The sequence below is a fragment of the Serratia entomophila genome (assembly GCF_021462285.1).
Classification (GTDB): Bacteria; Pseudomonadota; Gammaproteobacteria; order Enterobacterales; family Enterobacteriaceae; genus Serratia; species Serratia entomophila.
In genome coordinates, this window is record NZ_CP082788.1 from 99,958 (window position 1) to 112,736 (window position 12,779).

The window sequence follows — 12,779 nt, forward strand, 5'->3', positions numbered from 1 at the left end:
CTGCGCTATGTTGATACCTATCAGCTGATAATGGTGTAACGGATATGCAGGATGATGTCGCTCAGACTGAGGAGCATCGCCTGTTGTTTGCCGTCAGCATCCGGGAAGCTCAGTGTCAGGGTCCCTGTGTCATCAACTGGAAGTCCTTCAAACGGCAGGTAACGCGGGTCATTGAAATCCAGTTGGAATTGGCCGCTGTCGTTCATTCCGTGTGAGACCGCCAGCGCGCTGCAACCCCGGGGCATGACCATACTTCCGCCGTAGCTGAGAACCGCACGGACGTCCTGATAGGGGCCGACCAGCGCCGGGAGCGTGACGCTTATTTGTTTGATGCGCCTCATGGTGCCAAGGGAGACCGGGTAATCGTTGCCGATACCGAGGTCAGCCAGTTTCAGGGTGGCCTCGAGTTGCTGTTGATCCATCTGTAATCCGTTGCTTTTCGTACCCGCACTGCCCGAACCGTTACTGACCAGTTCCACCACCTTGTCGGCCAGAGAGAATGCCGCATCCTCCGCGAGGCTGGTATAGACCTCCGACAGGCAGACCGTCCGCGTCACCTCTATTGCCCGCTCATCCCCCGTCAGCCAGGCCTGCTCCATCTGCGCCAGATTCAGCATCAGGGTTTCCCCGGCCAGCAGACCGGCATTTGCCCCCATCCAGGCCCCCGGCTGGATAAACGACCTAGTCTCGAATTTATCCCACTGCCAGGCCTGTTGCGCCATCAGGCAGCGGGATACTGCCAGGTCATAGAACTGGTAATAAATGGCGGACAACCTGCCCCGCAGCCAGCTGTACAGAGCCGTATTGTTGAACTTACTCTGCAGGAATGCCAACTGCGCCTGTGCCTGGGTCTGCTGGGTCTCAAGGTAAGTTTTCTGCAGCTCAGCCCCTTCCCGGCGCACTGCCATGGCCGCCAGCTGGGCATCAATCTGCGCCACGTCAGACTGCGCACTATCACGCTGGATTTCCCACTCCTCCCGGCGACGGCGGTACACTTCCGACTGGCTGATTTTGTCCGCTGATATGCGGGTGGCATCGGAGGACACCTGGATGCCGATGGCGGTGGCTTTAAATAGTGCCCCATAGCGGGAGCCCCCGACGGCCAGCCCGTAAATATTGGGCAGCATATCGGCCGCGGCCTCGGCCAAAAAGAGCGCGGCGGTTGATGCCGACAGCACGGACGAACTGAGGTACAAGTCCATGGCCTGTTTTTCGCCGGTGTTGACGTCCGCCTCGTACAACACTTTGTAACGTTCAAAACGCATCTGCGCGCCGCGGCGGCTCTCCTCCAGGGCGGCAATATCCGCATCGATTTCCTCGAGGACGTTATCCTGCTGGCGAAGGCCCTGGCGTATCAGTTCACTGCCCTGGGTCTGCAGCAGTTTGGCCAGCGCCTCCGCATCCTGACGCTCGGTAATACCGAGCAGTGTGTTGCCGAACCCGGTCAGCAGGCTCACCATCCCCCGGGCGTTCTCCAGCATGACCGGGAAACTGTAAAGCGGCATCACCGCGGCCGGCAGTGCTGCAGCACCCTGCGCGCTGTTGACGACGGCACTCTGCAGGGCGGACGGTTCGGACGGCGTGGCGTAGACGGACAGGGAAAGCGGCTGGCCGTCAATGGAGAGGTTGTGGCGCAGGTTATGGAGCCGCTGTGCCAAGGTTTGCCAGTAGCCTTTGAGCACCTCGTTCTGCTGCGGGAGGAACAGTGCCGTCAGGGAATTCGCCGTCCGTGTCTCGGGAGCGGGCACCAACCGGCGCACGGCCAGCAGGGCCTCCTGGTAATCGCGTCGCGTCACCTCGCTGGCTGCGTCACCCAGGGTCAACGCCGACCAGTCGGCGTCAAAGGAAATATAGGGCTCGTCGCCCAGAAGGTTCAGGGCCTGGACGTACCACATCCGGGCCTCGTTAAGGGTGTCCCGCTCGAGCAGCCGGTAGGCGGCATCACCGCGGGCAATCAGCAGGTCGAGGTACGACATAAAGGTGGCGACCTTGTAATGCATGGGGTCGTACTGGGCTATTGCATCGGGGTCAATGGAGTCCAGCGGCGAGTCGTTCCAGCCGGTGTCCTCCTCCAGCGGACGGACATTCCAGGTGTAATTCTGCAGCACCCCGTTTACCACGTGCCCGGCCGGGTTCCAGACATACTGCAGCCAGCGGGTGGCTTCCGGGAAGTGCTGTTCCTGCAACAACCGCTGGAACACCATCATCGGCGTGTAATAGAACAGCTCCCAGAAATAGAGGGCATTGGCTCCGGAGAAGTCCATAAACACATCACTCCCCTCTTCCAGGGCGGGTTCGGTAAGCCTCTGGGTCTCCATGGAAAGAATGGTGTCAATCCCGGTATTCGCCCGGTCGACCAGTTGGCGGGCAAAGAGGGTGTTGAGGCGAATAAGCGCCACATCGTTACCCGCAGTGAAACGAATATACTGCGCGCCACGCGTATTTTTACGTAATGCGATAACGGAAGTGTCATTATTAATGTTTCGAATGACGGTTAATATGGCCGTCCGGGCGGCCAGCACGACGTTATTCTGATCGACAGCGGTGAACGTAAACGTCACGTCAAACTCATCTTCAACAATATCACTGGTATTAACGGTAAAACTCAGCGATTTGGTGTTGAAAAGATTATTCCCGGATTGCAGACTCAGCTTATCATTATACCATTCAGCGGAAGGCCAGGATTTAATTTCAGTCCCATTTACGCCGGATGTCAGTATGATATCATCGATTAATTCATATATCTGAAGTGCCGGCATGAGCGACTTTACACTCCAAAAATCTTGAGAGCCAATAGACGACACGTAATTAACTTTTGATGTACTGCCGCTAATTAAAGCGGTTATCATTTTATCTGACAAAATTCCGCTGAAGTATTTATTTGATGAATCAATAAATAACTCAACAGAACCACTAACGCCAGTGACGGAATAAGATTTTACAGTGACACCAACTGCTTCTTTTCCGACCTGGTATACTTTTGAATTAGAAACATCCACTCCCACAAATCCGTCAAATCCGCCGGCGGCCTGGCCTGCATAAAAATTAATTTCCTCAAATTCTATCCCTGCCTGAACGAATTTTTCTATGGTAGATTGAGTGGCGATGCCAGCAGTACTAACAAAACACGAAACATTTGCTGTAATATGAAGCTCTGGCGTCAAAAGAGAGGAATCTTCATTAGTAAAAACAGTACTTGTAGTTTTAGAATTAAGGAGTGAGAAATCGCTGTGGATAACATCATCAATTAAACTCGTTGCACTGACAAAATAATTAGCGGAAGGGTCTGAAAAAACATTATTAATAAATTTCTCAGTGCTCGTATTAAATTCGTGACTGACGCTCTTAAAAATCCCTATATCTGAGATGACATTTAGCGTCATATCATTATCCACAGAAATCAGCTGAGCGTTATCAAAGTCCGGCTTGCTGGTGACGGAGTAAAACGCGCAATAGAGCTGCTCAGTCAGGGGATTACAGGTCACATGCATGCCCTGCGTTTCCGGAAATGCGATGTTGCCGGTAATGTCGAACGACACCGGGGAACTCCATGTACCGTCGTAGCGCCGGAACGACAGTTTCAGCGTGTAGCTCTGCTGCGTGGTTGTCGTGCTCTCTGCCTCCGTATCAGCAGACTGATTCTCTTCGACCCAGACGACATAAAGGCGACTGTTGAAAAACACCGAGCACACAAGATCTGACCACGGATTCATTCCGCAGTTAATTTTTGTCCATCCGGTCCAGGCATTCGCGGGCATCATTGAGTCTTGGATTTTGCTGTGGTTGGCGCTGCGCCAGTACCAGTTAGTCTGATCTGTGATGCTGCGACCCACATACCATGTAGTCCCCTGCGTCATGCTGGCGTTATCGTGATATCCGCTGACAGTGTTCAGATTGGCAATCTGCTCAAACGTGGTCAGATAGGTTTTAAAGGCATCCTCCACGGTATCGCGGTTGATACTGCTCTGGCTGACAGACTGCAGCAGGGTGTCCATCATGCCGGTCTGCCCGATACGGACCGTCGGGTCGAGGTAGTTTTCCGGATAGTAAACCAGCTCTGAGACGCCCGCCCAGGTGCTGTAACGTTTGTTGAACGTATCCCAGTCAGTGAAAAACTGACGCCCCCTCACCTCTGCCATGGCGCTGAGTTCTATTCCGTTAAGGGCCCGGTTGATATACAGCCGTATGCCGGCGATGGCCTCCGCAATGCGGGTGGTTTTTACCTTGGCTGACACCTGATTATCCAGCAGCAGATACCCGAAGAGGTCATCGCGCCCGGATACCATGTTCGGTGCCAGATTACGCAGATAATACGCACAAAGGGCGCTGCTGGTCCCCTCCTCCAGATAATCGTGCAGCGCCGAGCTCTGGCTGCTTTTCAGCCCGGCCTGCAGCAGACCGGATACCACCTGCCACTGGCTGTACAACGGTGCACTGTCATCGGACACATTGATGTACTTCAGGGCAATCAGGCTAGCCAGACCGGATGGCGTAATGGACAGGGTCTCACTCATGTCCAGCCACTGCTCAGCCTGGTCCACCTCTTCCCAGGAGGTGAACACGCTGTTGTCCTGTTCACCGGCCCCCCTCACCTGCGCCAAGGCGCCGGTCACATCCTGCTCATTCTGTGACAGGGCCCGGGCCAGCAGGGCTGACGACAGTTCTCCGGTCTCAAGTGCGGTCAGGACCTCCCCGGCATGGCTGCCGCTGCGGTTAACGACGGCATGAAAACGCGTAATGTCGCGAAGCGCCGGCAGGTCATGGGGCAGATGGTGCCATCCTGTGCGGAAGCGTCCCGGCTGGCTGACCAGCAGCGTCAGCTCGCGCGTGCTGAGGCCGGTGCTGCGGATGATCAGTGCCAGTTGCCACAGGGCTTGGCAGAACCCTGCCATCTGGCCCGCCTGCTCGTCATTTGGGGCGGCATTCATCACCAAAAGAATAAATTCCGTCAGCGTCAGCCCCTCTGGCTTCAACTGGTCCGCCCAAGTCAGCATCGCCTTCGCCGTATCCGTGGCGTCCAGCTGCATGGCGGCGGCAATAAAGGGAGCGCCATCGCCGGGGAGCGTTTCCGGGAACAGCTCACGGCCCGACAGTCCGTTGCGCAGGGAAGCGAGCAGGTTCTCAATGTCGGGGGTCAGCAGGGTACCGTACTGCGTCGTCAGCATCAGGAACACATCGCTGACCGTCCAGCCCTGCTCCGTGAGCCAGGTGGTGGTCTGGTACAGAAACTGCGTCAGCTCATTATCGGACAGCGAGCCGGCGGCCACCCCGCTGAAAGGGGAGACGGACAGCAACATTGACAGCTCACCAGCGGATAGGTCGTGGATGTCAGCCAGGAGTTTCACTCGGTAGAGTGCGGCGATATTGTCAGCAGAGCAGCTAAACCCAGCGCTGCTGTCACCGCTGGCCAACTGCCAGAGCGTGGAAAGCCCCGAGGCGCTGATGTTAAATGCGCGTTTCAGTACGCTGAGACGGAAAGCATCCTCCGGTGCTTCAGAGCGTAAGTCGAGGGGGGTATCATCTGCAGAAAACAGCTGGCCGTTCAGCGGTGGGGTGTTGAACAGCGTGGTGAACAGGCCGGTTTCGCCGCTGAACGCCTGGTCACTGATGGTTCCGTTGCACAATATCAGTGACCGGGCCACATCAAGCTGATAGTGACGCATCAGGTAACGGACCAGGAAGATTTTACTCAGGACCGCATGGTCAATGGTGAGACCGTTATTAAGAATATTGGTGATTTGATATATTTCCGCCGTGGTCATGCCCGTGGCCTTGTATAGGCGGATAACTTTATTTAATTTAAGAATGAATATCGCAGGATCATATTCAATCAGAGTGAAGTTTACTGTTGAGTAATATCCCCCCCCTTTCCTACTCAATCCTATTGTGATCCCATCATTTAACTTTCCTTCATCTATTTCAACAGGAATGCTATAGCGAACCCCTTTTTGAAGCTGATAATCCCCAGAGTAAAGATTGCTACTGTTAGAACCTAACGACCCTAGTTTGAAACTATCCTCTGATATCGTTGACACCACGCTGAAATTATAAAGATATGTTCCATCCCCATAAGGTATAAGCTCAGGGTTAATCTGCTGTGAGTCTCCGCCTAGCGTTCTTAAATAATGATGTATAGTTATTAAACCAGTGCTTTCATTCAGAGTTACGACACTTAATTGACTATTAATGTAGTATTCATTGTTTGGATTTGAAAAGTCCAGCCTTAATGACAATAACGAAGTTAGCTCATCGTAATCAAGATCATAAAATGTTGCAAGTGCATCATAAGATAACAGTGAGGAGGGAGGCATATCACCAAAATTCTTACTCCAGAGTGCTTCGTAACTGTCTGTCGTAATTTCTTCGGCCAGTATCTGATACAGCTCCGGTGAAATATCGGCTTCAATGGCCAGCATGGAGGCAGGGTCCATAAGCTGCGCCACATCCGGATTACGGCTGAACCCCATCAGCGTCGGGTCCTGCACCAGAATGGCTTGGCGGGCCGCCTCGTACGCCCAGTGATAGGGGGTCAGGCCGGTCAGGCGATACCCGGCGAGCAGCTCCCTGACGCTGTCGTCGTCAAGCCCTTCCGCTGCCCCGATACCGCGATACAGTAGCTCATTGGACAGGCTCAGGGTGGAGAGCTCGTCGTCCATATTATTCTGGCTAAGGGCCAGCGCCGCCAGGTCGGGACGCCGGATGTCCAGCCGGAACAGCGAGGTGTCCGGATGCAGGTCCTTCGCCTCACGGTACAGCTCGGTCAGATACGCCGCCGGTGAGAACATGGAGGCCACCGAGCCGGGGCGGGCGAAACGGTCTGCGCGGGAGCCAAACCAGTCATCATAGCTGCGACTGCCGGCTGCCTGCCGTATTCCCAGGCGAACGGCATTCACCAGTAGGGGATTCGCCCGGGCCAGAATACGGGATTCGGTGAGCCGGTTTTCTTTCTGTTCGTGCTGCGCCTGACTGTACAGATAGCAGACCTCTCCCCATGACAGGCTGTCGCCAGTGATTTTTTTGACCTCGGGAAACGAACGCGAGAATAAATCCGTCAGCGTCACCGCTGTATCGTTTTCTTCTGACAGGCGTGCTCGTGGAGCATTCACTTTCTCCAGAATATCATCAATATTATACATAATGTCTTGCCTCATTCATTACGTTGATGGTCCCATCCGTTGTGAAGGACAGGCCGTACACAGTCATTTATTCATTGTTGCGCCACCGCTCAGTACGCGGTGTTATCTTCATCTTGTGGGTACGTCGCAAAGGGTTATGCACCCAGTTTCTCAAACAACACCCGTTCAGCTTCGCGTCGGCGAATCAGTCCGGGAAGGACCTTCCCATTGGCCCGGGTCCAGCGTAAAAACTCGTTCCCGGCGCCGACATAGTCCTGTTTGTTGAGTTTTTTCAACAAGGTAGAGCGTTTAAAATTCCCCTGGCCAATATTAAAAACCAAAGAAACCAGGGCATCGTATTGCGACTGATTCAGAGGAACCGCGACGGCCTGACTGACCGCCCGTTCAAATACGGTAATATCGTTTGTCAGCATCGTCTGGGCTTCATCGACCGTGATGATGTCACCCTTTGTAACCCCTGCCGTGTGGCCATAACCGACAGTCCAGACGTCAGCGGCGCAGCGATAAGCGTGTAAGCGCAGACCTTCGAACTCTTTGATTAATGCGATACCTCGGGAACTTATCTTCATTTTTTCTCCCCCCACCGAAGGATTTCGCCATTGCGTATATAAACAGACAGGAAAAGCGAAAGGTTAATGATCGTCTCGGACCAATCCGCATAGTAATACTCCCCCGTCATCGTCCTGATGGAGACAGCGCCGCACGCCGTAATAATGAGAAAAGCAATAAAAGAGACGACAATGTTTTTCATTTTATGATTGATACGCCACAGGAATAATCTGACGGCAATAGCCAAGCAAATCACGGCATTAACATTAAGAAGTATGATTTGGAACATGGCGGTTATTCTCCAAGATATTTTCTCTCTATCTTGCTCATAATGATAACAAAAAGCTTCACCGTCACGGCGCTGGTAACAAAGGCACCAAGGTCATTTCCTATATGTATATCATTCGGGATATAGAAGTTGATAACGGAAGCTGTTGTCTCTGAAAATGTCAAACCGAGTAAAAAAGACACAAAAAACAATAACACCCGTCTGACACCAATGAAGTTATCTTGCGTAATGATGAATACCATCGCCCCAGAGAGTGCAGCGATAACCCTTGGCGCATATAACCAGTCAAATATTCCTATTAACATAGCGACAGTCTCTATGGTCGTTCCGGACAATAGAAACAACAGTAGAACATAATGAATGAACACGTTAATTTAACATCAAAGCAACAAATGACATGAGTATGATTACCCAATACATTCCCCCTGAAACCTCACTGGAAGAATAAAAGATTAAACACCAATCAATGACAGATAACGATCACATATAACGACTTTAATGACCAATCCAGCATCATAAACTGGTTTTATATAAAAATACAGATTTAAATATCATATTTATAGCTAACGGTAGAAGTAAAAAAAAGTCAATAAGTGTTACTGGATGTAATCGGCGATACCTAAGGCTATACTTTTGTTTTTTTTATTATTTATCACCCGTCATCTTCCTTCGTAAAAAATGGCAATAATCAAGTCCTGTCGAGGTCATCCTCAAGTAGGATTGCTGCTAAAGGTTTTAGATACTTTTTTTACAATAATGAATCCGTGCCACTCATCTAAAACATGGTCATACCAACAATTAAATTGAGTAAAGTAAATTATCACCCATGTTAACATTCATCTATAGTAAAATCATTAATAAAATCATTAATAAAATCATTAATAAAATCATTAATAAAAAATAAAAAACTTACCGCATGGGGTGTTTTTATCTGATAAGTGGCAGAGGTGCAATTAATTTTTTCAGAAACAATCAATTCACTGATCAGCATAAAAATGCCGTGTTAGGTTTCTGAAAATTTATTAATGGAACGTTTTCATATCATGAAATTAGCATTCTCGGTGTGATATTACTTTGATGATAAGTGAGATACTAATGTCTGCCGTATGTAGCGATTCAACGATTGGGATATTAAGGAAACACACTAAAAAGGTTAAATGCACACTGGCAGGATATCCAATGCGGGTTATTGAGGATTGATTTCCCCCTGCTCCATGAGTTGAAAAGGCTGCTGATTTCCCCCGTCGGCATTTCAACTCACGGAGCAGGTCATCAACTTGGGTGTCTGTAAATATGATATTTGTATTTCCATGCATCTTTTGATGATGCCGGCTAAATGATGCACCAGTTCAGAAAGGAAGCCCACCCAACCATTGGTGTAAAAATAAATCCTGGCTTTCAGGTCGACCAAATAAGTAACCCTGCAGATGAACCGATTGGCGCTGGCAAAGATAGGCACGTTGCGCTTCTGTCTCCACCCCTTCAGCCACAGTGGTGATATCCAGACATTCAGCTAAACTCAGCAGGTGATCGACGATATGGCAAGAAAGGGTATCGGCGCCAATCTGGCTAATAAATCGCCGGTCGATCTTCAATATATCTATCTGATGATCTTGTAAATAAGACAAGCTGGAATACCCCGTACCAAAGTCGTCAAGCGCGATAAGTACACCTAACTGATGCAGCGACTGGATAATATGGATAGTTAATTCGTTGCTGACCAGCACCTGACGCTCTGTGAGTTCCAGCACCAGTTTCACCCGGTGCAAACCGAATGCCTTCAGGAAATCACGGCAGTCATCAATCAAATTGATATCATTAAAATGATATGCGCTGATATTAAATCCGAAATGAAAATCTCCAGGTAGCCTGTTTGCCAGAGGGGAAAAACACTCCCTGACCTGAGCCATAAGATCGCGAGTCATAGGTACTATCAGCCCACTCTCCTCAGCCAAAGCAATAAAGTTCGCCGGGGACAAAACCCCCATTTTCGGATGTTGCCAACGAACCAGCACCTCGGCGCCGGTCAGTTCTCCAGAGCCCCCCCGAACTATCGGCTGAAAATAAGGCATAAATTGTTGCTTGCGTAATGCACGCCGGAGCTGAGCCAGGGGTGAGGTTATCCTCCACACCATGCGCAAAGTTGTTATTCCTGCAATAATCGCCAACACAGGAAGTAACGCCAAACTCACGCCAACATAGTCACCGATAAGAGGGGTCTGAGAAAACTGAGTGGCTACTGCCGTAACTGAATAGGGATAGCGCGATGAGAACAACTGGCGCTCAATATAATTTTCGCGCGCTACCGTGGTCACGTTACCCGCCTCGTCCAACTCTATATCATCTACCCGCAGGTGCAGGGTGCGACGTGGACGATCATCGAGCATGATCGTCCGCTGGGCCAGTTCAAAGGTCTCGTCAAATTGTACGATAGCCAAGGGCGGCCGCCGATAAATATCTCGTTCTACACTTGCAGATATTTTCCTCGAGGCCGTGAGGACGATGCTCAGCGTCACAATAGCCAGCACCGCCAGGGTGACAAATAGACGAAAATACGAATAACGCTTGTAAACCATTTGTAGGTATTCTCAACATTTTGGGATGCTTGGAAAAGCGAGTTCTTCGCGAGGAATAATGCTCTTGAAAATGCACTCGTCTTGAAAAAATAAAATCCGCATTAAGCATGACTAATAAAATGGAATATATCAGTCGTATGTCATGGTCAAAACAGAGTTGCCGCTGAACATCCCGCTGGAAATATTGCCGTTGCTATTCAAGGTGCTGACCACACTAAGAGTGGCAGAGCTATTAGCATCAATATCGTAACTCGTTGATGTACCGCTGCCATTAAGAGCCAAAGAGGCCTTCAGGCTACTATCATTTTTAAGGCTAATTGAGACATCGTTTAAAGACAGAGAAACCATAGTGCTACCAACCATACCACCGCTACAGGTAAGAGTAGCCGTCGTTGTCATTGACCGGCCATCAACCTCATGAGACAAAAGCGTCCCATAATCATGAGTTATGTCTCCAGATGATATAGTACAAATAGCACCAGTAACAATGGGCGAAAAACCTCCTGACTGACAATACTCAGACATATTATCTATAATAATAGTTCCGACAAAGATGTAAACAGAACTAGCACGTGGAAACGTAGAGGTATATGCTACCAACCACGGCAATAACGATTCAATGGCCCCGATACAATTCCCACCCAAAACCCCTGGAACCTTATCTGAATATTCACTGGTATTTTCCTTCTGATAGTCAAATATTGGCCCTTTAGTAACAACCATGTAGTTGTCGGTATATTCAACATTAAAAATATCACTTATGGAAGCAGTGTTGGCTGCGTAAGAATTATTTATATAAAAATAAATATATTACAGATTCCAAGCACGTGTAACAAAATTAATTCTCCCATAAAAACCCGCCAGTTTAACAATGGTAGATCCGCCGATATTTGTATACTATTTAGTAGTATGTCATAGTCAAAACAGAACTGCCGCTGAATGCACCGCTCGAAACGTTACCGTTCGTATGCAAGGTACTGGTCAGGCTAATATTAGTTGAGCCATTAATATCTATTGTCGCAGTGGTTGACTTGCCATTACCGTCAAGATTTAATTGGGCGTAAAGGCTATTATCGTTTTTAAGATTAACGTTTTCATCCCCCAACGAAAGCGCAACGGAGACTTCGCCTTGAGAACTACCACCTGTACATGAGATGGTTGCATTTGTCGATATAGACTTTCCGTCTACTTCATCAGACAGAATTGTTCCATAATCAAGAGTAATATCTCCGGATGAGATATCACAGGTGGCGTCTTTTATGGAAGAAGTAAAATCAGAACTTCCATAGCACCTCATCGATCCTTTGAAGTGATCTAAGATCGTTCCGCCAGAAACGCAGACAGAATTAACTTTACCTATGAACGAAGTTGTAACAGGAAATAGAGAACCTACAGCGGTGAGACAGTTACCATTTGAATTACCATTTGTTGTCCCAATCTGTTTTTTATTTGCTGATCCAGAACTGCTGGCTATATAACTGGATTCATTTGAAATACTCAACGTCGCCTTATTGAGAGAACCACAATAGTTCCAATTATTTCCGCTAGAGGCGTCAGAATCATAATCTTCACCTTTTGAAATTGTCACAACGCCACCGCTGCCATATTCAATTCTGTATAAATCTACAGCCTGCGCCTGCGTTGCTTTGAATAAAAAAATAAATCCAATCATTAAGATATTATTGATATTCGGCATGTAATGTCGCAGTTGCATTAAACTCTCCTTCAGATAGGGTGGAACCATCACGCTTTACTAATAATGCAGACAGTGTAGGAATGCTGTTGATATTGATGTTGATATCTTTACCCAGCTCCAGCGGCGTTCCATTTTGATATATCTTCACCCCAAGATCGCTTTGCTCAGCGGTACGAATCGTCGCATTATCTTTATCAAAGTCGACTGCGTTCCCGGTGAGTTTTAATGTGAGTTGTAATGAATCCGTGGTGTCATCGCAGGTAATAGTATAAGGGATAGATTGCCGGTAATTTCCTCCATCAATCTTATTTACACCGATGCCGCCACCAAAGTTGACCACAATAGTTTCGTTGTCGCTGATGCTGCAACTGGGTTTACTGACAATAACACCGCTAATATTAACGTTAACCGTTTCCGTTTTCTGTGTCGCACCATACGCACCAGTCAAGGAGAACAGTCCTAACCAGAAAGCCGAGGAACGGCTTAATAACTTACGTTCACTTAACATAGATTTATTCCATCAACTGCCGAGA

8 protein-coding genes are annotated in these 12,779 nt (G+C 49.2%); all 8 read right to left on the reverse strand.

The features are described 5' to 3' along the window. Positions 1–20 precede the first annotated feature (20 nt). Complete coding sequence (locus KHA73_RS24295; protein WP_169558213.1) at positions 21–7,136, reverse strand: Tc toxin subunit A-related protein; 7,116 nt, start codon at positions 7,134–7,136, stop codon at positions 21–23. 134 nt (positions 7,137–7,270) lie between these two features. Then, positions 7,271–7,705: a lysozyme gene (locus KHA73_RS24300; protein ID WP_010895739.1), complete on the reverse strand. Its 435-nt coding sequence runs from the start codon at positions 7,703–7,705 to the stop codon at positions 7,271–7,273. Continuing rightward, complete coding sequence (locus KHA73_RS24705; protein ID WP_010895738.1) at positions 7,702–7,974, reverse strand: phage holin family protein; 273 nt, start codon at positions 7,972–7,974, stop codon at positions 7,702–7,704. Before KHA73_RS24705 ends, KHA73_RS24300 begins: the two co-directional genes overlap by 4 nt. Before the next feature lie 5 nt (positions 7,975–7,979). Continuing rightward, entirely contained in the window at positions 7,980–8,279 is a 300-nt protein-coding gene (locus KHA73_RS24305; RefSeq protein ID WP_010895737.1) for a putative holin, read from the reverse strand. A gap of 1,044 nt (positions 8,280–9,323) precedes the next feature. Next, entirely contained in the window at positions 9,324–10,550 is a 1,227-nt protein-coding gene (locus tag KHA73_RS24310; protein ID WP_010895790.1) for an EAL domain-containing protein, read from the reverse strand. Between the two features lie 129 nt (positions 10,551–10,679). Beyond that, positions 10,680–11,273 carry an MrpH family fimbial adhesin gene (locus KHA73_RS24315; protein WP_010895789.1) on the reverse strand — a complete coding sequence of 198 codons (594 nt, stop codon included), beginning with the start codon at positions 11,271–11,273 and terminating at the stop codon, positions 10,680–10,682. A 178-nt stretch (positions 11,274–11,451) separates the two neighbouring features. Next, positions 11,452–12,264 (reverse strand): MrpH family fimbial adhesin, encoded by an 813-nt coding sequence (locus tag KHA73_RS24320; RefSeq protein WP_010895788.1) that lies wholly within the window; start codon positions 12,262–12,264, stop codon positions 11,452–11,454. Beyond that, positions 12,230–12,754 (reverse strand): fimbrial protein, encoded by a 525-nt coding sequence (locus tag KHA73_RS24325; protein ID WP_010895787.1) that lies wholly within the window; start codon positions 12,752–12,754, stop codon positions 12,230–12,232. The genes KHA73_RS24320 and KHA73_RS24325 overlap by 35 nt, the downstream gene beginning before the upstream one ends. Between the last annotated feature and the right edge of the window lie 25 nt (positions 12,755–12,779).

What these genes read in the sequence shown, in the direction of transcription:
- KHA73_RS24295 (WP_169558213.1), bottom strand. Translation starts at nt 7,136, where the DNA reads ATGTATAATATTGATGATATTCTGGAGAAAGTGAATGCTCCACGAGCA.
- KHA73_RS24300 (WP_010895739.1), bottom strand. Translation starts at nt 7,705, where the DNA reads ATGAAGATAAGTTCCCGAGGTATCGCATTAATCAAAGAGTTCGAAGGT.
- KHA73_RS24705 (WP_010895738.1), bottom strand. Translation starts at nt 7,974, where the DNA reads ATGTTCCAAATCATACTTCTTAATGTTAATGCCGTGATTTGCTTGGCT.
- KHA73_RS24305 (WP_010895737.1), bottom strand. Translation starts at nt 8,279, where the DNA reads ATGTTAATAGGAATATTTGACTGGTTATATGCGCCAAGGGTTATCGCT.
- KHA73_RS24310 (WP_010895790.1), bottom strand. Translation starts at nt 10,550, where the DNA reads ATGGTTTACAAGCGTTATTCGTATTTTCGTCTATTTGTCACCCTGGCG.
- KHA73_RS24315 (WP_010895789.1), bottom strand. Translation starts at nt 11,273, where the DNA reads ATGGTTGTTACTAAAGGGCCAATATTTGACTATCAGAAGGAAAATACC.
- KHA73_RS24320 (WP_010895788.1), bottom strand. Translation starts at nt 12,264, where the DNA reads ATGCAACTGCGACATTACATGCCGAATATCAATAATATCTTAATGATT.
- KHA73_RS24325 (WP_010895787.1), bottom strand. Translation starts at nt 12,754, where the DNA reads ATGTTAAGTGAACGTAAGTTATTAAGCCGTTCCTCGGCTTTCTGGTTA.